Source organism: Ruegeria sp. C5, assembly GCF_056537605.1.
The window spans coordinates 1,249,240-1,273,050 of sequence record NZ_JBQFRX010000001.1; the positions used below are offsets into that span (position 1 = coordinate 1,249,240).

General features: G+C 57.4%; 20 protein-coding genes. 8 read left to right on the top strand and 12 right to left on the bottom strand.

The genetic code is table 11. The annotated features are described in order from the left end of the window. Positions 1–42 precede the first annotated feature (42 nt). The 3 genes from ACR0AW_RS06370 to ACR0AW_RS06380 all read right to left on the bottom strand — a co-directional run bounded on the left by ACR0AW_RS06370 (position 43) and on the right by ACR0AW_RS06380 (position 3,271). Entirely contained in the window at positions 43–1,206 is a 1,164-nt protein-coding gene (locus ACR0AW_RS06370) for an isovaleryl-CoA dehydrogenase (RefSeq protein ID WP_170511223.1), read from the bottom strand. 163 nt (positions 1,207–1,369) lie between these two features. Beyond that, positions 1,370–2,560, bottom strand: a complete 1,191-nt coding sequence (locus tag ACR0AW_RS06375; protein WP_170733163.1) for an aminotransferase class I/II-fold pyridoxal phosphate-dependent enzyme — start codon at positions 2,558–2,560, stop codon at positions 1,370–1,372. A 39-nt stretch (positions 2,561–2,599) separates the two neighbouring features. Next, complete coding sequence (locus ACR0AW_RS06380) at positions 2,600–3,271, bottom strand: HAD-IA family hydrolase (protein WP_170733164.1); 672 nt, start codon at positions 3,269–3,271, stop codon at positions 2,600–2,602. Between the two features lie 134 nt (positions 3,272–3,405). Here ACR0AW_RS06380 and glmU point away from each other — a divergent pair, with 134 nt between their 5' ends. From glmU to ACR0AW_RS06395, 3 genes are read left to right on the top strand one after another with little or no spacing between them, the layout of a single operon-like run. Then, positions 3,406–4,758 (top strand): bifunctional UDP-N-acetylglucosamine diphosphorylase/glucosamine-1-phosphate N-acetyltransferase GlmU, encoded by a 1,353-nt coding sequence (gene glmU / locus ACR0AW_RS06385; protein WP_170733165.1) that lies wholly within the window; start codon positions 3,406–3,408, stop codon positions 4,756–4,758. Positions 4,759–4,761: 3 nt separating this feature from the next. After that, positions 4,762–6,585, top strand: coding sequence for a glutamine--fructose-6-phosphate transaminase (isomerizing) (gene glmS / locus ACR0AW_RS06390; RefSeq protein WP_170733166.1), 1,824 nt, complete (start codon positions 4,762–4,764; stop codon positions 6,583–6,585). Positions 6,586–6,591: 6 nt separating this feature from the next. Then, positions 6,592–7,275, top strand: a complete 684-nt coding sequence (locus ACR0AW_RS06395) for a DNA alkylation repair protein (RefSeq protein WP_170733167.1) — start codon at positions 6,592–6,594, stop codon at positions 7,273–7,275. Here ACR0AW_RS06395 and ACR0AW_RS06400 read toward each other — a convergent pair. Beyond that, entirely contained in the window at positions 7,263–7,676 is a 414-nt protein-coding gene (locus ACR0AW_RS06400) for a hypothetical protein (RefSeq protein WP_170733168.1), read from the bottom strand. The two genes, ACR0AW_RS06395 and ACR0AW_RS06400, sit on opposite strands and share 13 nt — an antisense overlap. Before the next feature lie 91 nt (positions 7,677–7,767). Here ACR0AW_RS06400 and moaA point away from each other — a divergent pair, with 91 nt between their 5' ends. After that, on the top strand, positions 7,768–8,775 hold the full coding sequence (gene moaA, locus ACR0AW_RS06405; RefSeq protein ID WP_170404063.1) for a GTP 3',8-cyclase MoaA: 1,008 nt from the start codon (positions 7,768–7,770) through the stop codon (positions 8,773–8,775). A gap of 1 nt (position 8,776) precedes the next feature. Then, positions 8,777–10,075, top strand: a complete 1,299-nt coding sequence (locus ACR0AW_RS06410; RefSeq protein ID WP_170733169.1) for a 3-deoxy-D-manno-octulosonic acid transferase — start codon at positions 8,777–8,779, stop codon at positions 10,073–10,075. Between the two features lie 74 nt (positions 10,076–10,149). Here ACR0AW_RS06410 and ACR0AW_RS06415 read toward each other — a convergent pair whose 3' ends face one another. Genes ACR0AW_RS06415 through ACR0AW_RS06435 form a run of 5 tightly spaced genes read right to left on the bottom strand, consistent with a single transcriptional unit; the run spans position 10,150 to position 16,690 of the window. Further along, positions 10,150–11,313, bottom strand: a complete 1,164-nt coding sequence (locus tag ACR0AW_RS06415) for a M20 aminoacylase family protein (RefSeq protein ID WP_170733170.1) — start codon at positions 11,311–11,313, stop codon at positions 10,150–10,152. Positions 11,314–11,330: 17 nt separating this feature from the next. After that, positions 11,331–12,494, bottom strand: a complete 1,164-nt coding sequence (locus ACR0AW_RS06420; protein ID WP_170397097.1) for a M20 aminoacylase family protein — start codon at positions 12,492–12,494, stop codon at positions 11,331–11,333. Between the two features lie 14 nt (positions 12,495–12,508). After that, the gene (locus ACR0AW_RS06425; protein ID WP_170424149.1) at positions 12,509–13,675 is read right to left on the bottom strand and encodes a M20 aminoacylase family protein; all 1,167 of its coding nucleotides are present in this window, start codon (positions 13,673–13,675) and stop codon (positions 12,509–12,511) included. Between the two features lie 22 nt (positions 13,676–13,697). Next, positions 13,698–14,864 carry an acetylornithine deacetylase gene (gene argE / locus ACR0AW_RS06430; protein WP_170733171.1) on the bottom strand — a complete coding sequence of 389 codons (1,167 nt, stop codon included), beginning with the start codon at positions 14,862–14,864 and terminating at the stop codon, positions 13,698–13,700. A gap of 5 nt (positions 14,865–14,869) precedes the next feature. Further along, positions 14,870–16,690: an ABC transporter ATP-binding protein gene (locus ACR0AW_RS06435; protein WP_170397103.1), complete on the bottom strand. Its 1,821-nt coding sequence runs from the start codon at positions 16,688–16,690 to the stop codon at positions 14,870–14,872. A 285-nt stretch (positions 16,691–16,975) separates the two neighbouring features. Here ACR0AW_RS06435 and ACR0AW_RS06440 point away from each other — a divergent pair, with 285 nt between their 5' ends. From ACR0AW_RS06440 to ACR0AW_RS06450, 3 genes are all read left to right on the top strand, one after another. Continuing rightward, positions 16,976–18,682: a peptide ABC transporter substrate-binding protein gene (locus ACR0AW_RS06440; RefSeq protein ID WP_170397105.1), complete on the top strand. Its 1,707-nt coding sequence runs from the start codon at positions 16,976–16,978 to the stop codon at positions 18,680–18,682. A gap of 94 nt (positions 18,683–18,776) precedes the next feature. Beyond that, entirely contained in the window at positions 18,777–19,784 is a 1,008-nt protein-coding gene (locus ACR0AW_RS06445; RefSeq protein ID WP_170397107.1) for an ABC transporter permease, read from the top strand. After that, a complete protein-coding gene (locus ACR0AW_RS06450) occupies positions 19,777–20,757 on the top strand; it encodes an ABC transporter permease (RefSeq protein WP_170397109.1) in 981 nt (326 codons plus the stop codon). The genes ACR0AW_RS06445 and ACR0AW_RS06450 overlap by 8 nt, the downstream gene beginning before the upstream one ends. A 6-nt stretch (positions 20,758–20,763) precedes the next feature. Here the strand turns inward: ACR0AW_RS06450 and ACR0AW_RS06455 are convergent, their stop codons facing one another. The 3 genes from ACR0AW_RS06455 to ACR0AW_RS06465 all read right to left on the bottom strand — a co-directional run bounded on the left by ACR0AW_RS06455 (position 20,764) and on the right by ACR0AW_RS06465 (position 23,711). After that, entirely contained in the window at positions 20,764–21,900 is a 1,137-nt protein-coding gene (locus tag ACR0AW_RS06455) for an MFS transporter (RefSeq protein ID WP_170397111.1), read from the bottom strand. A 69-nt stretch (positions 21,901–21,969) separates the two neighbouring features. Further along, entirely contained in the window at positions 21,970–23,247 is a 1,278-nt protein-coding gene (locus ACR0AW_RS06460; protein WP_170733172.1) for a DUF3422 domain-containing protein, read from the bottom strand. A gap of 107 nt (positions 23,248–23,354) precedes the next feature. Continuing rightward, positions 23,355–23,711, bottom strand: coding sequence for a VOC family protein (locus ACR0AW_RS06465; protein WP_170397115.1), 357 nt, complete (start codon positions 23,709–23,711; stop codon positions 23,355–23,357). Between the last annotated feature and the right edge of the window lie 100 nt (positions 23,712–23,811).

Here is a 23,811-nt window from a genome sequence, read left to right on the forward strand (position 1 = left end):
TCGCAAAAAGCCCCGTGGTTCAATGAACTGCGGGGTTTTCGGTCACAACATCTCGTTCATCATTTCGCGCCCAATCAGCATGCGGCGGATTTCGCTGGTGCCCGCGCCAATCTCCATCAGCTTTGCATCTCGGAAAATCCGGCTGACCGGCGAATCCGACAGGAATCCGGCACCACCCAACGCCTGAACGGCCTGATGCGCCTGCACCATCGCCTGTTCCGAGGCATATAGGCAGCACGCTGCAGCATCCTGACGGGTTACATCCCCGCGGTCGCATGCCTTGGCAACTTCGTAGACATAGGCCCGCGCCGAATTCATGGCTGTGTACATATCCGCGATCTTGCCTTGCATGAGCTGGAAGCTACCGATCGGTTTTCCGAACTGCTTACGCTCGGCCAGATAGGGCATCACTTCATCCAAGCAGGCGGCCATGATCCCGGTTCCAATACCCGCAAGAACCACACGCTCATAGTCCAGACCGGACATCAGAACGGCTACACCCCGCCCTTCTTCGCCCAGAACATTCTCGAACGGCACTTCAACATCTTCAAAGATCAACTCAGCGGTGTTCGAGCCGCGCATGCCAAGCTTGTCGAAATGAGGCGAAGTCGAAAACCCGGTCATCTCTTTCTCGATCAGAAAGGCCGTGATCCCCTTTGACCCGGCGTCCGGATCGGTCTTGGCATAGACGACCAGAGTGTCTGCATCCGGCCCGTTGGTGATCCAGTATTTGTTGCCATTCAGCCGATAGTGATCGTTTCGCTTTTCAGCGCGTAGCTTCATGGAAACCACATCCGACCCAGCCGAGGGCTCGGACATAGCCAACGCCCCGACATGCTCACCCGAAATCAGACGGGGCAGATATTTTTGCTTCTGCTCATCCGTTCCGTTCAGCTTGATCTGGTTCACGCACAAGTTCGAATGCGCCCCATAGGACAAAGATACCGAGGCCGAGGCGCGCGCCACTTCCTCAACTGCCACCGTATGCGCCAGATAGGACATACCGGCCCCGCCATATTCTTCAGGGACTGTGACGCCCAACAAGCCAAGCTCACCCATTTCTTTCCACAGCTCATTCGGAAAGGCATTGGACGCGTCGATCTCGGCCGCCATCGGCTTGACCCGCTCCTGAGCCCAGCGGTGCACCATCTCACGCAGGGCGTTCACGTCCTCGCCCAGATCGAATTGCATTGTGGCCATAAACATGCAGGGCTCCTCCGATTGCATTAATGAACAAGCGTTCAATAATCAGATAGCAGCGTTTCCTCCTCGGGTCAATGACGACACGCAGGCCAACGCAAAACGCCGCCCGACAAGGGGCGGCGTTTTCAGATAAATCGAGCGTGCGTTGAAAGCGCACTCCGCTGGACTATGATTGATAGACAGCGCTGACTTCAGCCCGGATAATGCGCGCAATCTGGGCACAATCTTCCAGCGAAAAGGTCAGTGGAACGCGCATATCCATGATCCCTGCCAATATCCGATCACTGACCGGCATCGGGGCGCTGTCGGTATAACGCCAACTGTCATAGCGTGAGGTAAAGCCCGACGGTTCAGCCCCCCCGAACCACTTCAGTTCGACCCCGCGCGCGGCGCAACGCTGGATTACCTCGGCAATGCGCTCGGGTGTCCAGTCCAGCAACAGGAATTGTATCGATGAACCGACATAGGTCTCAGCATCAGGCCGCTCCACCATCGTCAAACCCGGCGTTTCATGCAGGCCATGCTCAATCTCAACATAGCGTTCATTCCAACGCTGTACCTGCCGATCAAGATCACGCAACTGCGGACGTAAGATCGCTGCACGCAAATTATCCATCCGACCCGAGACATTGGGGGTTGTGTACTTGATCTGCTCGAACACTTCCGGCCCAGGCGCGGCCAGATGGCGTTCATAAAGCATGTAAGACCCGGACAACATCGTAGCCTTGGCGGCCAGTTCCGGATCATCCGTGATCAGCAACCCGCCCTCGCCCGAATTGACATGTTTATAGGTCTGGCACGAGTAACATCCGATGGCCCCCTGCCGCCCAGACAGCTGCCCGCGCCAGGCGGCACCCATGGTATGGGCGCAATCTTCGATCACGATCACACCCGCCGCATCACACATCTGCATCAGGCGATCCATATCGCACAGATGCCCTCGCATGTGACTAAGCATTAGTACTTTCGCCTGATCCAGCTTGACCTCAAGATCATCCAGATCGATGGTCAGGGCTTCGGTCACACCAACGAAGACCGGCTTTGCGCTTACCGACGCAATCGCCCCCGGCACCGGCGCCAGAGTGAACGCGTTGGTTAGAACCGGATCGCCCGGCTTGACCCCCACCGCACGCAACGCAGTGGCCAGAGCGTAGCCACCCGACGAGACCGCCAGACAGTATTTCGCCCCCATCTGGGCGGCGAATTCCTGCTCCAACAAAGCCGTCTCGCTCAACTCGCCAGGGGCAACATTGTAGCGGTGCAAACGACCATGGCGCAAAACGGCCAAGGCGGCCTTGATCGCCTCTTCGGGAATGGGTTCTTGCTGGGTGAAATTACCTGTGAATGTCTCAGTCATGGATCCGTTTTTATGCTGAGTGTTAAGCGGGTCAAGGGATCAGGCCGCCGCTCCGATCAAATCGGAGACCAGTTTCGGTAAATCATCAAAATGATGCAACAACGCCTCGGGCTCCAGCGCAGCCATCTCATCGCCCGACGGGCCGAATGTCACCAGTACCGACGGCACTCCTGCAGCCCGCGCCGTATTTCGGTCGGTATCTGAGTCGCCGACCAATACACAGTGGTCAGGGTGCCCTCCCGCGCGACGCGCTGCTTCGCGTAACGGTTCAGGGTCGGGTTTCCGCACCGGTAATGTGTCTGCACCGATCAGTGAAGCAAAGTGATCACGGACACCCATCCGGGTCAGCAGCAAATCAGCCAGGCCTTCGGGCTTGTTGGTGCAAATCCCCACGCCATAACCTGCATCTTTCAGTGTTTCGACGGCTTCAAGCGCACCGGGATAGAAATAGGTATGCGTATCGATCGCCTGCCCATAGACGTCCAAAAAGACCGGATAATAGGCTTCGACAACATCCGCATCATAGGCGCCGACCCGCTTCAATCCATGGGACAACATCAAGCGTGCACCGCGTACCGATACCGCCGCATCAAGCTCGGGCGACAGAACATCCCCATGACCCATCTCGCGAAAACAATGGTTTGCAGCGGCCAGCAAATCACCAGATGTATCCGCCAAAGTTCCATCCAGATCAAAGATTACCGTTCGCATGCTCACCTCCTGAACCGGCGGGATTCCGCCATGTCGTGTTGCAAACGGCAATCTTCTTTGATGGCTGAACCGCTTGCGCCTTTGCCCACAGCGGATAAAACGGGCGGCGACAAAACAAAAGAGAAAACGATTTCATGAGCACTGCCCTTGTCATTCTTGCCGCCGGAAAAGGCACAAGGATGAACTCTGATATTCCCAAAGTCCTGCATCCGATCGCTCAGGCCCCAATGCTGGTTCACGCCATGCGCGCCGGTGCTGTCCTGTCGCCCGAGCGCACGGTGATTGTTACCGGCCACGGTGCGGAAGCAGTCGCGCGTGTGGCTGAAGCCGAAGATGAAAACGCCAGCATTGCGGTGCAGGAAGAACAACTTGGCACCGCCCACGCGGTTGCGCAGGCGCGTGCAGCGCTGGAGGGCTTTCAGGGGGATGTGGTCGTCCTCTATGGTGACACCCCGTTTCTACAGCCCGACACCCTGCAGCGGATGATCGAAGCGCGCGCAAAAAACGATCTGGTCATTCTTGGATTCGAAGCTGCAGACCCCGCCCGTTATGGCCGCCTTGTGATGAACGGGGACGCCCTAGAGCGGATCGTCGAATTCAAGGATGCCACAGATGAAGAGCGCACTATAACCTTCTGTAACTCAGGACTTTTGGCATGCGATTCCGAGACCTTGTTCTCACTGATCGATGCAGTTGGCAATGATAACGCTTCGGGTGAATACTATCTGACCGACGTAGTCGAGATCGCCCGCCGCCAAGGGCTGTCCGTAACTGCGGTTGCCTGCGACGAAGCTCAGACGCTGGGCATCAATTCGCGCACTGACCTGGCGGCGGCTGATGCGGTATTTCAGGTGCAAGCACGGTCTGCATTGCTGGATCTGGGGGTCACTCTGATGGCCCCTGAAACCGTGTATCTGGCCGCAGATACCGTCATTGGCCGCGACACCGTCATTGAACCCAATGTGGTTTTCGGCCCCGGAGTGACCGTGGAAAGCGGCGCAACGATCCGGGCGTTTTCACATCTCGAAGGCTGCCATGTTAGCCGAGGTTCGGTGGTCGGACCCTATGCCCGGCTGCGTCCGGGTACAGAGCTGGCTGAAAACGCCAAAATTGGCAACTTTGTCGAGATCAAAAATGCCGAAATCGCCGAAGGCGCAAAGGTGAATCACCTTAGCTATATCGGCGACGCTTCGGTCGGGGCGGCGACCAATATCGGCGCGGGAACCATCACATGTAACTATGATGGCGTGATGAAGCATAAAACAACCATCGGGGAAAACGTGTTCATTGGATCGAACACGATGCTGGTGGCCCCGGTCACTCTGGGTGATGGCGCGATGACCGCCACGGGGACCGTAGTGACCAAGGATATTGAGCCAGACGCATTGGCCGTAGCGCGTTCCAAGCAGGAAAACAAACCCGGCTATGCGCGTAAATTGTTTGAAATGTTGAAGGCGAAGAAGGCTCGCCGCGACAAAGGAGCCTGAGTTATGTGTGGAATTGTTGGTGTTCTGGGCAGTCACGAAGCTGCCCCTATCCTGGTCGAAGCACTGAAGCGGCTTGAGTATCGCGGTTATGACAGCGCCGGTATTGCGACCGTGAACGATGGCGCTTTGGGCCGCCGACGGGCCGTCGGCAAGTTGGTGAACCTAAGCGACCTTCTGGTTCATAACCCCCTTCCAGGTAAATCCGGTATCGGTCACACACGCTGGGCCACCCATGGTGCCCCATCGGTTAACAATGCACATCCGCACAAGGCCGGGCCTGTCGCCGTAGTGCACAACGGCATCGTTGAAAACTATCGTGAACTGCGGGCCGAACTGGCCGAGAATGGGGTCGGTTTCGTGACGGATACCGACACTGAAACCGTTGCCCTGATGACGGAACGCTACATGTCCGAAGGGCTGTCTCCGGTCGACGCCGCGTTTAAAACCATTGATCGACTCAAAGGTGCATTTGCGCTCGCCTTTCTGTTCGACGGTCAAGAAGACCTGATTGTCGCAGCGCGCAAGGGTTCACCCCTGGCAATTGGTCACGGCGACGGTGAGATGTTTGTCGGGTCTGACGCAATCGCTCTGGCGCCTTTGACTGATCGTATTACATACCTTGAGGAAGGGGACCGTGCGGTTCTGACCCGCACGTCGCTTGAGATTCGAACCGAATCGGGAGAGCTTGCCAACCGCGAAATTCGGCAAATTCAAATCGATCAGACCCGTGCCGACAAAGGCGGCCACAAGCATTATATGGCCAAGGAAATTGCCGAACAGCCTGTTGTGGTGGCCGAAGCCATCCGCTCGTATCTTCCGACCGGAGGCGATCAGGTCGTATTGCCCGGTGACGGTCTGGATTTCACCAAGCTGGACCGTCTGACCATGGTGGCTTGCGGCACCGCATTCTATGCCTGCCTGACGGCGAAATACTGGTTCGAGCAGCTGGCCAAGATGCCGGTTGAAGTCGATATCGCCAGCGAGTTCCGCTATCGCGAACCTCCCATCTCTGACCGGACGTTGGCGCTGTTCGTAAGCCAGTCGGGCGAAACCGCCGACACGCTTGCTGCCCTGCGCTATTGCGAAGGCAAGGCAGACAAGATCGTCTCGGTCGTCAATGTCGCGGAAAGCTCGATTGCGCGCGAAAGCGATGTGGCGCTGCCGATCCATGCGGGTGTTGAGATCGGTGTTGCCTCGACCAAGGCGTTCACCTGTCAGCTTAGCGTGTTGCTGATGCTTGCCCTCAGGGCCGCTGCAGATCGAGGCACGCTGACCGATGAAGAGATCGCGGATCACGCGGCCGCCCTTCGCGGGTTGCCGACTGTGCTGAATGCTGCGCTGGATCAGAACGACGCTATTCGCCAATCCGCCCAGCGCCTGTCTGAGGCGCGCGACGTGCTGTTCCTGGGCCGCGGCCTCATGTACCCGCTAGCCATGGAAGGTGCGCTGAAGCTCAAGGAAATCAGCTACATCCACGCCGAAGGTTATGCGTCGGGTGAGCTGAAACACGGCCCCATCGCCCTGATCGACAAGCATATGCCGGTTGTTGTCATGGCCCCGCGTGATGCCGTGTTCGACAAAACAGTGTCGAATATGCAGGAGGTGATGGCGCGCAAGGGCAAGGTTATCCTTGTCTCCGACGATGATGGAATCTCTGAGGCTGAAGATGGTGTTTGGAGCACGATCCGTATGCCGCATGTCCACACCAGCCTTGCCCCGATCCTCTATTCGGTGCCTGCGCAGCTGCTGGCCTATCATACGGCTGTGGCCAAAGGCACAGATGTGGATCAGCCCCGCAATCTGGCAAAATCCGTCACGGTCGAGTGACCGGTCATGCAAGCCTATCTGGATCAGATCAAAGCACATGCCGATCCTGAGCGCGCAGAACAGGTGGCGGCCTACCACAAGGTAGACCGCCACTATCTGGGCGTTCCGAACCCGGTTCTGAACGATCTGACCAAGGCGTGGCGACGCGAACTTGAAGTCGCTGACCGCATCGCCATCGCCGACAGTTTGTGGCAGACCAACATTCACGAGGCACGGGTCGCGGCCGCAAAGCTGCTGACCCAAGCCCGCATCCGACCGGATGACGCGGTGTGGGATCTGTTGCAAAGCTGGCTGCCGGATTTCGATGCCTGGGCCGTGGCAGATCATGCCTGTATGGCGATGCAAAAGCGCCTTTCGGCTGATCCAACCCGGCTGGATCAGGTCGAACGTTGGACCACGTCGGGCCACATGTGGACCAAACGCGCCGCGCTGGTCGCCACCTTGCCCTGGACCAAACAGAACCATCCCAAACCGGAAGACCTGGCATGCCGCGACCGCATACTCGGCTGGGCTGCCACGTATGTCTCCGATCGGGAATGGTTTATCCAGAAAGCCATCGCATGGTGGCTGCGCGAATTGTCAAAGCATGATCCAGAGCGCGTAGTCGCGTTTCTGGAAACGCACGGCGCAAACATGAAACCCTTTGCCCGCAAAGAGGCTGGGAAATACCTGCGCGCTCAGTCGGAATAGACTTCCAGTTCCACCAACTCGTCATATGGCACCAACAGCGCGCGCATGGCTTCAAGCGACAGCCGTCCGCCACCGCCTTCGGGGCCTGGCGCAGGAATAAGCGTGACATAGGCCTGCGCCCCCGTGCGCGGCACAACCACGCGACCGTTGATTTCAGTCTGAACCAGCGGCGTCTGCAACCAACGCCCCGGTGTGTTGGGATCGCCCAGACCGGCAACCGTTGTTTTGGCCCCGGACCATCCGGCGGCGGCCACAGGCTCAGGGGTTACCTCCTCCGCCTCTGCTGCAACGGGTTCAGCCGCCGTCTCGCTGGGTGAACTCCCAAACACCCGATCCGTCGTGGACCGAACGGCATCGCAACCGGCAACGAGGCTAAAAGCTAAAACCAAAGCATATTTCATAACACAAAACCTAGAGCGCTGCGCCTAACTGTACCAGTCCAAAACGCAGATGGCACTTGCCGCGAACATGCCTCCGCTTTACCTATGAGCCATGACAGCTCCGCTTATAGACCCGTTTGCCCGCGCCATCACCTATCTTCGCGTCTCCGTTACGGATCGCTGCGATTTCCGCTGCGTCTACTGCATGTCCGAAGATATGAAGTTTCTTCCCAAAAAAGACCTTCTGACTCTGGAAGAGTTGGATCGTATGTGCACGACTTTCGTCAATTTGGGCGTCGAGAAATTGCGCATCACCGGGGGCGAACCACTGGTTAGGCGAAACATCATGTCATTCTTCAACAGCATGACCCGACATCTGGACAGCGGCGCCCTGAAGGAGCTGACGCTGACAACCAACGGATCACAATTGCACCGATTTGCGGATGATCTTTACGCAGCGGGCGTGCGGCGCGTGAATGTATCGCTCGATACGCTGGATGAAGACAAATTTGCCAAGGTCACCCGATGGGGCCGCCTGAAACAGGTGCTGAACGGCATTGACGCAGCGCAGAAGGCTGGCCTGCGGATCAAGATCAACGCTGTCGCTCTGAAAGGGTTCAACGAGCCCGAGCTACCCAAGATCACCGAATGGTGTGCCGAACGTGATATGGATCTGACCTGGATCGAGGTGATGCCCATGGGCGACATAGGCAACGAAGACCGGCTGGATCAGTATTGGTCGCTCAAGGACGTCCGCAAGGAATACCAGAACCACTATACGGTCACTGATCTGGCCGAACGGACAGGTGGCCCGGCGCGGTATGTCAGGCTTGAAGAGACCGGTCAAAAGATCGGTTTCATAACGCCACTCAGCCATAACTTCTGCGAAAGCTGCAACCGCGTGCGCCTGACCTGCACTGGTGAGATCTACATGTGCCTTGGCCAGGAAGATATGGCTGATCTGCGCGCACCCCTGCGCGATCATCCCGATACCGAGAAACCGTTGGAAGACGCGATCCGCGCAGCCATCAATCTCAAGCCCAAGGGCCATGATTTCGACTATTCCCGGCAAGCCGTCGACGGTCAGATGAGCCGCCACATGAGTCATACGGGCGGCTGAGATGCCCGATAGATGCGCGCAGCCGACGCTGCTGTACAAACTGTACTGCGGTCTCATATCTATTGCCGAACCCCTGATTTGGCGGAAAGTACGCAACAAACTACACGCTGCGGGTGTTCCCGAAAGCCGCCAGCAAGAACGGCTTGGCCATGCCAGTTTGCCGCGCCCAGATGGGCAGCTGATCTGGTTTCACGCGGCCAGTGTGGGTGAAAGCCTATCGGTTCTAAGCCTGATCAACCGTCTGGGGCAGCGCCTGCCGAATGCTGAGTTTCTCATCACCTCAGGCACCCCGACCTCGGCGACGTTGATTGCTAAGCGCTTGCCTGCCCGGACGCGCCACCAGTATCCGCCATTGGACAGCGCCGCTCCGGTGCGCGAGTTTCTGGACCACTGGAAACCCGATGCAGGCATCTTTGTAGAAAGTGAAATCTGGCCCCGGCTGATCGTAGAGGCCGCAAATCGCGGCACGCCACTGGCGCTCTTGAATGCCCGGCTATCTGACAAATCAGTGGACAGTTGGAATAAGCGCCCCAATACTGCGCGCTTCATTCTGGATCATTTCAAGGTATTTCTGACCCAGAACGACAAAACCGCCGCCAATCTGATCGCAATTGGTGCAGACGCGGATCGCGTACAGCCCGGCACCAACCTCAAGGCCATGTCTGACCCCTTGCCCGTGGTTCAGGACATCCTGACCAATACCCAGGCGCAGATAAATGGTCGCCCGCTGTGGATTGCCAGTTCGACCCATGCAGGCGAAGAGGAGGCCGTATTGGCAGCCCACAAAGCGTTGCTGCGGCGCTGGCCTGACTTGCTACTGCTGCTGATCCCGCGCCATCCAGAACGCCGGGATGAGGTCTTGAAGCTAGCCAGCGATGCAGGGCTATCCACCGCTCAACGTAGCGCTGATCAGATAATAACAGCAGACACACAGGTCTATGTCGCGGATACATTGGGGGAAACCGGAACCTGGTACGCCCTCTGCCCCATTGTTTTCCTGGGGGGATCGCTGAAAGAGATCGGCGGCCATAACCCCTTTGAACCAGTTCAGGCGGGGGCTGCGGTGATCACCGGTCCCGGCTATTTCAACTTCGCCGAAACCTTTGAGCCGCTCATCAAATCGGGCGGCGCCGTCCGGATCAATTCGGCCAACGCGCTATCAGATGCCGTTGCTCTCTGGCTATCAGATGCCTCTGAACTGCACACCGCACGAATGGCGGCCAACGCCTGCGTGAAAACACAGAAATCTGCGTTGGATGCAGTAATCGACACGCTCTGCGCTCGCCTCTCCCTCGGCTGACAAAACACACTGATCCGTCTTCATCTGGCTAAAAATATCTCGGGGGTGTGGGGGCAGAGCCCCCACCCTTCCCATCAAGCAGCAGGCATCCGCTGCTCAACAATCTCGGCCCACCAACTACACCCGGCAGGAATAGCCTCGTCGTTGAAATTATACTCGGGATGATGAACCATGGCCGTATCTCCATTGCCCACCAGAATATAAGCCCCCGGACGCTCTTCGAGCATAAAGGCAAAATCCTCACCCCCCATGACAAGGGGCGCCTCGTCACAGCTGCCCGAGACCGATTTCGCCACCTCGGCCGCGAAATCGGTCTGCTCGTCACTGTTCACCATCACCGGATAGCCACGAATATAGGTCACATCCGCCGTGCCACCAAAGGTCGCTGCAACTCCTGCGCAAATCTCGTTGATCCGTTTCTCGGCAAGATCGCGCATCTCTTTGCTCATGGTACGTACGGTGCCTTTGATCTGCACAGTTTGAGGAATGACATTGAACGCCTTCGAGGATGTCTCGAATGATGTCACAGACACCACGACCTGATCGATCGGGTCGGCATTGCGCGAGGCAATCGTCTGCAACGCCAGAACCGCCTGCGCGGTCATCACGGTCGTATCCACGGTCTCCTGCGGTTTCGCGGCGTGGCCACCGCGTCCTTCAAAGGTGATGTCGAACTGATCGGTCGCGGCAAAGAACGAACCCGGACGGATCGAGAAGCTGCCGACCGGACGGCCCGGCCAGTTGTGCATGCCGTAGACTTCCTGAATGTTCCAGCGCGCCATCATGCCGTCTTCGCACATTTCGCGACCACCGCCGCCACCTTCTTCAGCGGGCTGGAAGATCACCACTACAGTACCGTCAAAATTACGCGTTTCCGAAAGGTATTTCGCCGCCCCGAGCAGCATCGCCGTATGTCCATCATGGCCACAAGCATGCATCGCCCCATCGGTTTTCGAGGCGTAATCCAACCCCGTCGCCTCGTGAATCGGCAGCGCATCCATATCAGCACGCAGACCGATGACTTTGCCACTCGAGTCTGATTTGCCCTTGATCACACCGACAACCCCGGTGCGACCGATCCCGGCAACGACCTCGTCGCAGCCGAACTCTTTCAGTTTGTCCGCGACCAAAGCACTGGTGCGGTGGGTTTCAAACAGAATCTCGGGGTTTTCATGAATATCCCGTCGCCATTCGGTGATTTCGGCCTGCAATTCGGCAAAGCGGTTCTTAACTGGCATGTCTTCTCTCTCCTAATTCAAGCCGCCGGCATCCGGCGCTCGACCATTTCGGCAAACCAGGAGCATCCCATCGGGATGATCTCATCGTTAAAATTGTATTCAGGGTGGTGCAGCCCGGCGCTGTCGCCATTGCCCAGCACGATGAACGCTCCGGGGCGTTCTTCCAGCATGAACGAGAAATCTTCGCCGCCCATCACCATGGGCGCTTCATCACAGCTGCCACCTACGGAAATGGCGGCCTCAGCGGCAAATTCCGTCTGTTCTTCGGCGTTGATCGTCACCGGAACTCCACGCGTGTATGAGACTTTGACAGTGCCACCGAAGGTTTCAGCAATACCCTCAGCCACCTCGCTTAGCCGCGTCTCGATCAGGTCGCGCATTTCGTTCGAATGCGTTCGTACAGTACCGCGCACCTGCGCCGATTGAGGGATCACATTGAACGCTTTGGATGAGGTCTCGACCGAAGTCACAGACAGAACCGCCTGTAAAATAGGGTCCGCGTTACGCGACACGATGGTCTGAAGTGCCACGATCAGTTGCGACAACATCACTGTAGTATCAATTGTTTCATGCGGTTTCGCCGCGTGGCCGCCTCGACCTTCCAGATGAATGTCGAACTCATCCGCAGCCGCCAGCAGCGGGCCAGACCGGATCGCGAACTGCCCCGTCGGCACACCTGGCACATTGTGCATGGCATAGACTTCCTGAATGCCGAACCGATCCATCAGACCGTCTTTGCACATCGCCTCGGCCCCATTGCCGCCTTCTTCCGCTGGTTGGAAAATCACAATGGCCGTGCCGTCGAAGTTCCGCGTCTCAGACAAGTATTTCGCCGCGCCCAACACCATCGCCGTATGGCCATCATGGCCACAGGCATGCATGGCGCCATCGGTTTTCGAGGCATAATCAAGGCCCGTCTGCTCCTGCATCGGCAGCGCGTCCATATCGGCACGCAGGCCGATCACACGGCCCTGCGTGTCGGTCTTGCCCTTGATGACGCCAACAACACCGGTGCGGCCAATGCCCGTCACAACCTCATCGCAACCGAACTCTTTCAGCTTTTCAGCCACCAAGGCGCTGGTGCGGTGGGTGTCATAAAGGATCTCAGGATGTTGATGAATATCCCGCCGCCAACCGGTGATTTCTTCGTGCATTTCGGCAAGTCGGTTCTTGATTGGCATCTGATCCTCCCAAATCAGGCGACGGGTAATCGTCGTTCCACCAGCTCGGCAAACCAGCTGCAACCGGCGGGAATGGCGTCGTCATCGAAGTTGTATTCCGGGTGATGGCACATGGCCGTGTCCCCGTTTCCGATAAAGATGTAGGCTCCGGGCCGTTCTTCAAGCATGTAAGCAAAATCTTCTGACGGCATGATTGGATCGGTGCTGTCATTGACCTTGCCTGCCACGGCCTGCGCGGCCTCAGCAGCATAGATGGTTTCATCGTCCGAATTCACCGTCACCGGATAGCCCGGTGTCCACGTCATCTTAGCCGAAGCTCCAAAGGCCGAGGCAGTGTCCTCGGCGATCCGGCGCACGCGTTCTTCAGCGACCTTTCGATATTCTGGGTCAAGTGTGCGAACAGTTCCCCGCAACCGCACCGTATGGGCAATCACATTCGAGGCCACACTATCGGTTTCAAATGTCCCGACGGTCAGCACCACCCTTTTGATAGGGTCCACGGTACGGGACACCACTGATTGCAAAGCTACAACAATGTGCGACGCAATCAGCGTTGTATCTACCGCCTCATGCGGGGCGGCAGCATGACCGCCTTTACCCGTTACAACAATTTCGAATTCATCCGAAGAAGCCAGCAATGCGCCTGGTCGAATGGCAAACTCACCAACCGGCATCCCAGGCATGTTGTGCATGCCATAGACTTCTTGAATACCCCAGCGCTCCATCAGCCCGTCCTGACACATGGCCAGACCACCTGCCCCGCCTTCTTCGGCAGGCTGGAAAATCAACACAACGGTACCGTCAAAATTCCTCGTCTCGGCCAGATACTGCGCGGCGCCCAACAGCATCGAGGTATGACCGTCATGACCACAGGCATGCATCTTACCAGAAACGGTCGAAGCATAGTCCAGTCCCGTCGCCTCTTCTATGGGCAGCGCATCCATGTCGGCACGCAGCCCGATAACACGGCCTAGCGTATCCTGACGTCCCTTGATCACGGCAACCACGCCAGTCTTGCCGATGCCGGGCGTGATCTCATCCACACCGAACTCCTTCAGTCGGTCGACCACAAACCCTGCCGTTTCTTCCACATCATACATCAGCTCGGGATGCATATGCAGGTGACGGCGCCATTTGGTGATCTCGCCATGCATTTCGGCGAGCCGGTTCTTGACGGGCATCTTTAACCTCTCCTTTGAGATGTTATTCGCAGAGCCTCTTTACCAGACGCTCCATAAATTTTTGACCTGCGTTGAATTGAGAAATCGTAATGAACTCATTCGGCTGATGGGCCTGCGCGATATCACCTGGGCCGCAGATAACAGCGGAATAACCAGCTTCCTGAAACTGCCCCGCCTCGGTGCCATAGCTTACCACATGTGTCGCATTGTCACCGGTGAGCGCGCGCACCAGCGTCTCAGCCTCGCCATCTTCTTCAGGCACAAGACCTGGGATCGAAAAATGCTCGGACAGCTCGATCCGGGCGTCGGGATGAACCGCTTGCATCCGCGCCTCGACTTCACGAACCTTATCGAAATAGGCCTTCTGCCAGACCGATTTTTCATCGTCCGGAACGGTGCGGAAATCCATCATGAAGCGACAGTCTTTGGCAGTGATATTATGCGCGGTTCCGCCTTCGATCATACCAACATGGCAGGTAGTCCAAGGCGGATCGAACACTGACGCAATGTCTGAAGGTTGCGCCGCCATATTCTCGGCGTTCCAATCATTGGCCCAATTGATCAGCGGCGCGGCCTCCATGATCGCATTGACGCCTGTGTGCATGATTGAGCTGTGAACTTCGAACCCCACCACATGCGTGTCAAAGCCAAACCCGCCCTTATGGCCGGTGACGGCCTGCATCATCGACGGCTCGCCCACAATCACGGCTGATCCTTTGGGCAGAACCTCCTGCATGTGGGCGATCATCGGCGGCGCGCCGGTGCAGCCAACCTCTTCATCAAAGCTCAACGCCAGTTGCAGGGGGCGTTTGGTGTCATCGTGATGCGCCTCGACCAAGGCCCAGATCGCCAGCGCGTCAAAGCCCTTCATGTCGCAGGTGCCACGCCCGAAATACTTGCCATCTTTCTCGGTCACGACAAATGGATCGGTGTCCCAAGGCTGGCCATCGATGGGAACAACATCAGTGTGACCTGATAGGACAATCGCGCCCTCTTCCCACGGGCCGACATGCGCGAACAGAGCCGCCTTATGCGGCTGATCCGGATCAGGCCAACGATGCGGTTCGATCCCGTGGCTTTGCAGATACGCCTCGACCCAATCCACCAGCGGTAAATTCGTATCGCGACTGACAGTCGGGAATGAGATCAGCTTAGTCATGATCTCTAGCGGAGACAGGCGCTCAGCCATGAGGGTCAATATCCGCTGTCAGTGGTCAAAACAAAATGGCCCGGTTCAACCTCGTTGTATTGCGAGGGTTCGGGCGCGTATCCAATCGGATGAATTGGCGACGGGATCGGTTTGAAGTTCAAGTCTTTTTCCGACTTGCGCTTGTTCGGGTCGGCAATTGGTACCGCCTTCATCAGTGCCTGCGTATAAGGGTGCTGTGGGTTCTCAAACACCCGAGCACGCGGGCCCAGTTCGACAATGCGGCCCAGATACATCACACCGACATGGTGACTAACCCTCTCGACCACCGCCATGTCATGGCTGATGAACAGATAGCTGAGGCCAAGCTCGGACTGCAGCTCCATCATCAGATTCAGCACCTGCGCCTGAACCGAGACGTCCAGCGCCGAAACGGCCTCATCCGCGATGATTAGCTTGGGATTCAGCGCCAGTGCTCGCGCAATCGCAATCCGTTGCCGCTGACCACCCGACATCTCATGCGGGAAGCGGCGCATGAAGCTGCGCGGCAGTTGCACTTTGTCGAACAGTTGCGCCACGCGGTCCTGCAGTTCTGACCCCGACGCAACCCCATAGTTCCGCATCGGTTCGGCGACCTGATCAACCAATTGCATCTGCGGGTTCAGCGAGGCGAACGGATCCTGAAAGATCATCTGCATGTCCAGCCGCGCTTTGCGCAGGCCGGCCTGGTCCAGCTTCATGATGTCGACACCGTCCAGATCGACCTCACCCGCCATCGGCTCCACCAACCGCAGGATCGAGCGCCCTGCCGACGACTTGCCACACCCAGATTCGCCAACGAGGCTGAGTGTTTGCCCCCGGTTCAGCGTGAACGAGACATCTTCGACTGCATGCACGTTCGAGATGGTCCGGCGCAGCAATCCGCCTTTCACCGCAAATCGCGTGGTCAGGTTCTTGACCGTCAGCAACACTTCGTTCGTACCCGGGATCGGAGCGATCTTCTGGCCTTCCTCACCCAGCAGTTTCATTGGCTCGGGCGCGGCTTTACCCTGCATCTCGCCCAATTTCGGAACCGCCGCCAGCAACGCCTTGGTGTAATCGTGCTGCGGGTTTTCGAAGATTTCTTTGACGGTGCCTTCCTCGACCTTGTTGCCGCGGAACATAACCACCACGCGGTCCGCCATCTGCGCGACCACAGCCATGTCATGGGTGATAAACATCACCGCCGTTCCGGTCTCGCGTTTGAGGCGGTCCATCAGCGCCAGAATCTCGGCCTGGATGGTCACATCCAATGCAGTAGTGGGTTCATCCGCAATCAGCAGGCGAGGCTCACACGCCATGGCCATGGCGATCACCACACGCTGGCGCATGCCACCGGACAGTTCATGCGGATATTGCTTCAAACGTCGCTCGGGCTCGGGGATGCGCACCTGACGCAATAATTCCAGCGCGCGCTCTTCGGCCTGCGCTTTGTTCATGTCCTTGTGGATTCGCAATCCTTCGGTGAGCTGCCGTCCGACGGTGAAAACCGGGTTCAAGGCCGTCATCGGCTCCTGAAAGATCATTCCGATCTCATTTCCGCGAATCTGCTTCATCAGATCTTGATCGGCGTGGGACAGATCCATTTCCTCGCCACCGCGGCGATCGAAAAGCAGTTGCCCGCCAGCAATTTCACCGCCGCCGAACTCGACCAAGCGCATCAGCGATAGAGATGAGACTGATTTGCCCGACCCCGATTCGCCCACGATACAGACGGTTTCGCCTGGGTTGACCTCGAACGAGACGTCCTCGACGCCCACCACTGGGCCATCTTTAGTTTGAAATTCGACCCGCAGTTTTTTGATCTGGGCAATTGGCTGATCCAGCACGCGCGCTCTCCCCTTGGCGGCTTTTCGGATTGGGTGCCAAACGCTAAGGCGGGCAGATGTGAAAAGTCAAACCGATAGGTCAAATTTCGCAAGGCAAGGCTTGCAATTTTCCAAAACTCTGTTTCGATACGCCGCGTAACCGTTCTGGGGAGAGGTCTGAATACACGAAGGCGATACAATCGTTTCCGTTTGATTCCAAATCCTTATCCCTTTTGACGGCCACGCCTAACCCGCGGGCATCGCGGAGATAATCGAGACACGTATGTGTCCAACATGGAGTGTATGATGAAAATCAAAACCCTTTTGCTTGGTGCGATTGCAAGCACGGCAATGGCCCCGATGGCCATGGCCGAGCGTGGATCGGACGGCAATGTCAGCATCATTTACTGGCAAGCCCCATCGATCCTGAACCCGTTCCTTTCGGGTGGCACCAAGGATGTGGAATCCGCGTCGCTAGTGATTGAGCCGCTCGCCCGGTACAATCAAGATGGCGAAATGGTTCCGTTCCTGGCATCCGAAATTCCGACAGTTGCAAATGGTGGCGTCAGCGAAGACCTGACCTCGATCACTTGGAAAATCGCGCCGGGAATCACCTGGTCAGACGGCACACCTTTCACCTCCGCTGATGTAGTGTTCACTGCAAACTATTGCATGGACCCAGAAGGCGGTTGTGCGCAGGTGACCAAATTTGAAGGTGTCACCAATGTCGAAGCTGTCGATGATCTGACCGTCAAAGTCACATTCGATGCGCCGACCCCGTTCCCTTACGGCCCGTTCGTGGGTGGTGAGAGCCCGATCATCCAGGCGGCACAGTTCGCGGATTGCATGGGAGCCAAAGCGCCCGAATGCACCGAGCAGAACTTTAACCCGATCGGCACAGGCCCGTTTGTTGTCACCGAGTTCAAGCCAAATGACGTGATCACTTTCAAGGCCAATGATAACTACCGTGACCCGGCAAAGCCTGCGTTCGCAACGGTGACATTCAAAGGCGGTGGCGATGCAACTGCTGCTGGTCGTGCGGTCATGGAAACCGGCGAATTTGACTATGCCTGGAACTTGCAGCTTGCGCCTGAAGTGATCGCGCAGATGCAGGAAGGCGGCAAAGGTACTCCGGTCGCAGGCTTCGGCCCGCTGGTGGAACGCATCATGCTGAACCAGACCAACCCGTCGCCAGATCTGCCGGAGGGCGAGCGTTCGACTGCAACGCATCCGCACCCGTTCCTGCAGGACCCTGCTGTTTACAAGGCCATGTCGCTGGCCATCGACCGGCCGCTGCTGGTTGAAATCGGCTACGGTCAGGCCGGTAAGGTTACCTGCAACTGGGTACCTGCGCCTGCCGCGGTGAATTCCGACACATTCAGCTGCGATACTCAGGATATAGAAGGTGCCAAGAAGCTTCTGGATGACGCGGGTATCGTTGATTCCGATGGCGATGGAATCCGTGAAAAAGACGGTGTACCGCTGAAGATTGTCTACCAGACCTCTACCAACGCAGTTCGCCAGGACTTCCAGGCGCTGATCAAAGAATGGTGGAGCCAAATCGGTATCGAAACTGAGCTGCGCAACATCAACGCTTCGGTCTTCTTTGGTGGTGATCCGGGTTCGCCTGACACCTTCCAGAAGTTCTATGCCGACGTTGAAATGTATGCCAACACCTTCAACGGCACTGACCCGCAGTCCTATCTGGGCAACGGCCTGTGCGACAAGGCACCCAAGCCTGAAAGCCAGTGGCAGGGCGAGAACATCAGCCGTTTCTGCAACGAAGAGTTCGACAAGCTGCATGGCAAACTGGCCGAAACCGCAGGTGCGGATGAGCGCGCGCAGATCGCGCGTCAGCTGAACGACATCATGGTTGAAAATGGCGGAATGATCCCGCTGGTGCACCGTGGTCGTCTGTCGGCACACGCCAATACGCTGGGTGGCGTTGTCCTGAACGTTTGGGACAGCGAGCTGTGGAACATTGCGGACTGGTACCGCAAGACCGGTTCCTAAGCGTTAATCTTGCAAAACCGCGCCCCGACCCATATCGGGGCGCGGTCATTTGCAGACCACTCCAACAAGAAGACGCATATAAAGGCGCCTCTTAATGCTCAACTTTACCATCAGACGACTGGTGCTGGCCGTTCCCACGCTACTGTTCATCAGCCTCGTCATCTTCCTGCTCCTCGAACTCGCACCCGGCGATCCGATGGCGCAGGTTCCACTTACCGTCCCCCCCGAAGTCAAAGAGAAGATGCGCGAGGCACTGGGCCTCGGTCAGCCGATGCATATCCGGTTCTGGAAATGGATCGTGCAGTTCTTCTGGATCGAACCGCAGGTTCTGGTCGACTCGATCTTTGGTACAACCTTCTCCGAAGGTGACCTGCGCGTGATTTCGTGGCAGACCCGCTCACCCGTCATGGACATCGTCGTTCAGCGCATCCCGCAGACCCTGTGGGTTGTTGGCACCGCTTATGTGGTCGCCATCCTGATCGCTCTGCCCATCGGTATCTATTCGGCTTACCGGCAGTATTCCTGGTTCGACCAGATGGGCACATTCGTGTCGATGGTCGGCTTCTCGGTACCGCCGTTCTTCTCGGGCGTATTGGTGATCGTGATCTTCTCAGTCCAGCTTGGGTGGTTCCCGTCGATCTATGACACTACCCATGTGGTCAATAGCTGGGACAGCTTTGTTGTACAGCTCAAACAGATGATCATGCCGGTCATGGTTCTGGCTCTGCAGATCACCGCACAGCTCAGCCGATTCATGCGCGCCTCGATGCTGGACAACCTTAATCAGGATTATGTCCGCACCGCCCGCGCCAAGGGCCTCAGCGAATACACGGTCGTCATGGTCCACGTCCTGCGCAACTCGATGATCCCTGTGGTCACCGTTATCGCGCTGGGTATTCCGGCCATCTTCGGCGGAGCGATCATTACCGAGCAGGTGTTCAAAGTGAACGGCATCGGCCAGTTGTTGATCGGGGCTATTCAGGCCAATGACTTGCCGATGGTCCAAACCCTGACCTTCATATTTGCCGTGCTGATCGTCCTGTTCAATCTGATCGCCGACGTTCTCTATGGCATTCTGGACCCGAGGATTCGTTATGACTGATCATGATCGTACCGATACACTGGTCCCGGACGAAGGGCTTGCGCCCGCCTCGACAGCGCTGCCAACCACCGATGTGATGGAAGAACTGGCCACCCCACCGCGGAGCCAATGGCGCGATGTCTGGGATCAGTTCAAGACCCACAAAGGCGCGATGATCGGAGCGATTCTGTTCATCTTCATCGTCGCAGGCGTCTATCTGGGCCCATACTTATGGAGCATCGACCCCACTCAGATCGACATCCGTTCGCGCAATCAGGGCCCCAGTTGGGCGCATCCCTTTGGCACCGACCAGTTGGGCCGCGATATCCTAGCTCGCATGATGTCAGGCGGTCAGACATCGGTGTCAGTCGGCATCACCGCGATGCTGTTGGCGCTGTTTCTGGGCTCGTTCATCGGTGTTCTGGCCGGGTTTTTCAAACGGCTGGATGGCCCACTGATGCGCCTGACGGATCTGTTCTTGGCCTTGCCGTTGCTACCGCTGCTGCTGGTCATGATGCTGCTCTTCCGCGAGCCGCTATCTGCTGCCTTCGGGTTAGAGCGTGGAATCTTCATCCTGATCGTCTGCGCCATCGGCATCACCTCATGGATGCCCACAGCGCGGATCGTGCGCGGCGATGTGCTGGCGATCAAAGAGCGTGAGTTCGTTCTGGCCGCCCGGTCCATCGGCACCAGCAATGGCCAGATCATCACCCGGCACATCCTGCCGAATGTTCTGTCTCCGATCATGGTGTCGGCCACGCTGGGGATTGCAACTGCGATCATCACCGAAAGCGCGCTTTCCTTCCTCGGCCTCGGATTTCCGCCGGACTTCCCGACATGGGGTCGGCTGCTCTTCGATGGCGTCGACTATCTGCAGCAATACCCTGAGCGCGTGTTCTGGCCCGGACTGGCGATCTCACTAACCGTCCTCAGTGTAAATTATCTGGGTGACGGCCTGCGCGATGCGCTGGATCCACGTATTCGCGGACGATAAGCAAACTTAGTCGGCGCGCTTCAGCGCGCCGGCCAATACGATGATAAGAACGGCCAGCGGTAAAAGAACTGCAAAGGCAAATCTCAGCGTCATCAACTCGGCCAGAAATCCGATCAGAGGCGGCCCGATCAACAACCCTCCGTATCCCAATGTCGCGACGCTTGCGATCGCCTGTCCGGGCGGGACATGCGGGTCGTTGGCCGCACGGCTAAAGGCCAGAGGCATGATTACCGCATAGCCCACTCCCATCAGAGCAAAACCTGCCAAAGCCAATCCTGCCCCTCCCGCCGATACTACGCCAAACACGCCCAGCGCGGCGCAAACGCCGCCAAATCGTGCTGTTGCAACAGGCCCGAAACGCGCGATCACCACCCCGCCCGCAAGCCGGAACGCAACCATTGTGACCGAGAAGACCGCATAGCCCAACGCCGCGATACTCTCAGCCGCACCGGTAACGTCACGCAGGAAAATCGCGCTCCAATCCGCAACAGCCCCTTCGCCCAAAGCGCCGCACAGCGCTGTGAAACCCACAAGGATCAGGGCACCCGATGGCAAAGCGAACACCGATCCAGGTTTCGAAGCCGATCGTTTCGAAGTCCAGCGTACCCAAGACAAAACAAGCGCAAGCGCGACGACAACGCCACCCGCTAGCAGAAAATGTTGCAACACTGACAGCCCCATCTGTACGGCACCGTATCCGCTGAGCGCCCCCAGCCCAGCTCCAAGGCTCCACATCGCGTGAAAGGACGACATGACCGGTTTGTCATAGGCCTGTTCGACCTCTGCCGCCCAGGCGTTCATCGCAACATCCATCGAGCCATGGAAAGCTCCGAACACAAACAGAAACGCCGCAAGCGACCAGAACCCGCCGGCGAGAGCCAAAAGAATCAGGGAAAAGGTATAGAGAACCGCGATAACCCGCGTGATCGCCACTGCCCCAAACTTGTCGGTCAAACGGCCTGTGATCGGAAACGAACACACGGCCCCTGCAGCCATGAACAGCAAACCAAGCCCTAGCGCCTCGTGCGTCAGATCCAGCCTGTCCCGAACCGCAGGTATGCGCGATGCCCAGATGCCGAACAGCGCACCGTTCAGGATAAACATGGCGGCCACAGCCCGCCACGCCGCAACAATACCGATCACAGGGAATCCTCATAAAATCTGCCAAACGCCACCCGTTCTACAGATCATTCGTCGCCCGGCATAGACCGCTTATTCAATTCGCTTCCGGATCTGGCGCACCCCGAACCAAACGGCAAGGATGACAGGCACGGTCACAATTGCCGTCAGCATCCCTTTGCTAATCCCGGCCTGCGTCAGTGGGTAGAGCAAGTAGCTGACCAGAGACACCGCATAGTAGCTGATCGCCACCACAGATAATCCCTCGACTGTGTGCTGCAATCTAAGGGCCAGATCAGCACGTCGGTCCATGCTTTCCAGCAGAGCCTGGTTTTGAGCGCTGCGTTCGACATCGACACGGGTACGCAACAGGTCGCCGGCGCGAATAGCCCTGTCGGACAAGGCCTGCAAACGTCGCTCGGTTGATTTCACCGTCCGCATCGCGGGGTCATAACGACGCATCATGAAATCGGCAAAACTCTGACGTCCATTGAATCTTTGCTCACGCAACACTTCGATGCGCTGATTAACAATCGCCTCATAGGCACCCGTGGCGCCGAACCGAAAAGAACACCGTGCCGAAAGTGTCTCAAGCTCGATCGAAGTAGACAGAAGATCCGGCAACAATTCGTCCGGGTGGGCTGTTTCATCGGACATCTGCCCCATCAGGCGGGTCAATTGACCATCCAGTTCGCCGATGCGCGGCATCAGTTGCTTGACCCGTGCAAATCCCAGCATCGACATTGCCTTGTAGGTCTCAATCTCGCACAGCCGCTGAACGATCCGCCCGGTCCGACGCCGCCCGGTGCCTTTCTTGACAAACATCGCAAGGCGCATATGCCCCGCCGGATCAATTCGGAAATCGCAAGCGCAGATCGCAGCATCATCCAGCACCCGCGCCACTGCTAGGCTTTCCGGCTCGAACCACTGAGCCAGCGAAGCCTTTGCCGCCTCATCTCCCTCGTACTCGACCACGCGAATTAAGGCCGATGTCACCCGCTGCCCCGGGCTCGCAATCAACCAGTCTGGCGGAAACACCTCAAAGTCTGCCGGATTGAACGCACGTTCACTGACGTTCGGAGTGATCGCGGTATAGGTCACAAACTCGGTATGTTGTTCCCATTTCAGCCAATGACGCCCGATCTGACCCGCGTAGTGAGTGGCTTCTGGCTGAGGGTGCTGCGCGCCGTGGCGATCCAGCAGATTGATCAGGTGGGCCATATCCTCGCCACGATCGCGCGTAGCCGCTTCTTTGGGCTTCTTGATCGCCAGAAACACAACCGTGCTGGGCAAGGGTGCAACCGGAAATGGGCGTGCATGCAGTTCATTGGCCAGCGTATAGCGAAGCGGATGATTGTCTATGGGCGTCATGTAAGGCTCCGGTGTATCACCGGCACTATAAGGCAGACCGACACAACATCAATTGTTTATTTATTTCAATTACTTACAAGGATACAACGGTATACAATCCCGCTATCTTATTGATTCGGCTCCCATAGCTCGATGGGATTGCCTTCAGGATCGTGGATGCGGGCGAATTTCCCGACCTCGCTGTCCCACTTCGGGTTCGTCTCGACGGTGATTCCGGCGTTCTGTAGTTGGTCGATCAACGCGCTCAGGTCATCAACACGAAAATTGATCATCCATTGCTGCTCGGAGCGGCCGAAATACTCGGTGTCCTGCGCAAAGGGTGCGAACACCGTATATCCTTCCCGCTGCTTCCAGGGCACAGGATCGTAGTGATTGACGCCCAAATGCTTCTCATACCAAGCACTCAACGCCTGCGGATCACGGGCCCGAAAGAATATCCCGCCAATTCCATTTACCTTCTGCATGGTCTGCCTCCGACTATCCCGAACACTCGCCAAGTTTAACACAGCCCGCTTGCTTCATATGGCTAAAAAACCTTGAGGGGGTTGGAGGCAAGCCCCCATC

Excerpts from the sequence above, each read along its gene's own strand:
- ACR0AW_RS06375 (WP_170733163.1), bottom strand. The coding sequence starts at position 2,560 with ATGACTGAGACATTCACAGGTAATTTCACCCAGCAAGAACCCATTCCC.
- ACR0AW_RS06370 (WP_170511223.1), bottom strand. The coding sequence starts at position 1,206 with ATGTTTATGGCCACAATGCAATTCGATCTGGGCGAGGACGTGAACGCC.
- ACR0AW_RS06400 (WP_170733168.1), bottom strand. The coding sequence starts at position 7,676 with ATGAAATATGCTTTGGTTTTAGCTTTTAGCCTCGTTGCCGGTTGCGAT.
- ACR0AW_RS06420 (WP_170397097.1), bottom strand. The coding sequence starts at position 12,494 with ATGCCAATCAAGAACCGACTTGCCGAAATGCACGAAGAAATCACCGGT.
- ACR0AW_RS06415 (WP_170733170.1), bottom strand. The coding sequence starts at position 11,313 with ATGCCAGTTAAGAACCGCTTTGCCGAATTGCAGGCCGAAATCACCGAA.
- ACR0AW_RS06440 (WP_170397105.1), top strand. The coding sequence starts at position 16,976 with ATGAAAATCAAAACCCTTTTGCTTGGTGCGATTGCAAGCACGGCAATG.
- ACR0AW_RS06425 (WP_170424149.1), bottom strand. The coding sequence starts at position 13,675 with ATGCCCGTCAAGAACCGGCTCGCCGAAATGCATGGCGAGATCACCAAA.
- ACR0AW_RS06445 (WP_170397107.1), top strand. The coding sequence starts at position 18,777 with ATGCTCAACTTTACCATCAGACGACTGGTGCTGGCCGTTCCCACGCTA.
- ACR0AW_RS06465 (WP_170397115.1), bottom strand. The coding sequence starts at position 23,711 with ATGCAGAAGGTAAATGGAATTGGCGGGATATTCTTTCGGGCCCGTGAT.
- glmU (WP_170733165.1), top strand. The coding sequence starts at position 3,406 with ATGAGCACTGCCCTTGTCATTCTTGCCGCCGGAAAAGGCACAAGGATG.
- glmS (WP_170733166.1), top strand. The coding sequence starts at position 4,762 with ATGTGTGGAATTGTTGGTGTTCTGGGCAGTCACGAAGCTGCCCCTATC.
- ACR0AW_RS06380 (WP_170733164.1), bottom strand. The coding sequence starts at position 3,271 with ATGCGAACGGTAATCTTTGATCTGGATGGAACTTTGGCGGATACATCT.
- ACR0AW_RS06410 (WP_170733169.1), top strand. The coding sequence starts at position 8,777 with ATGCCCGATAGATGCGCGCAGCCGACGCTGCTGTACAAACTGTACTGC.
- ACR0AW_RS06460 (WP_170733172.1), bottom strand. The coding sequence starts at position 23,247 with ATGACGCCCATAGACAATCATCCGCTTCGCTATACGCTGGCCAATGAA.
- ACR0AW_RS06395 (WP_170733167.1), top strand. The coding sequence starts at position 6,592 with ATGCAAGCCTATCTGGATCAGATCAAAGCACATGCCGATCCTGAGCGC.
- moaA (WP_170404063.1), top strand. The coding sequence starts at position 7,768 with ATGACAGCTCCGCTTATAGACCCGTTTGCCCGCGCCATCACCTATCTT.
- argE (WP_170733171.1), bottom strand. The coding sequence starts at position 14,864 with ATGGCTGAGCGCCTGTCTCCGCTAGAGATCATGACTAAGCTGATCTCA.
- ACR0AW_RS06450 (WP_170397109.1), top strand. The coding sequence starts at position 19,777 with ATGACTGATCATGATCGTACCGATACACTGGTCCCGGACGAAGGGCTT.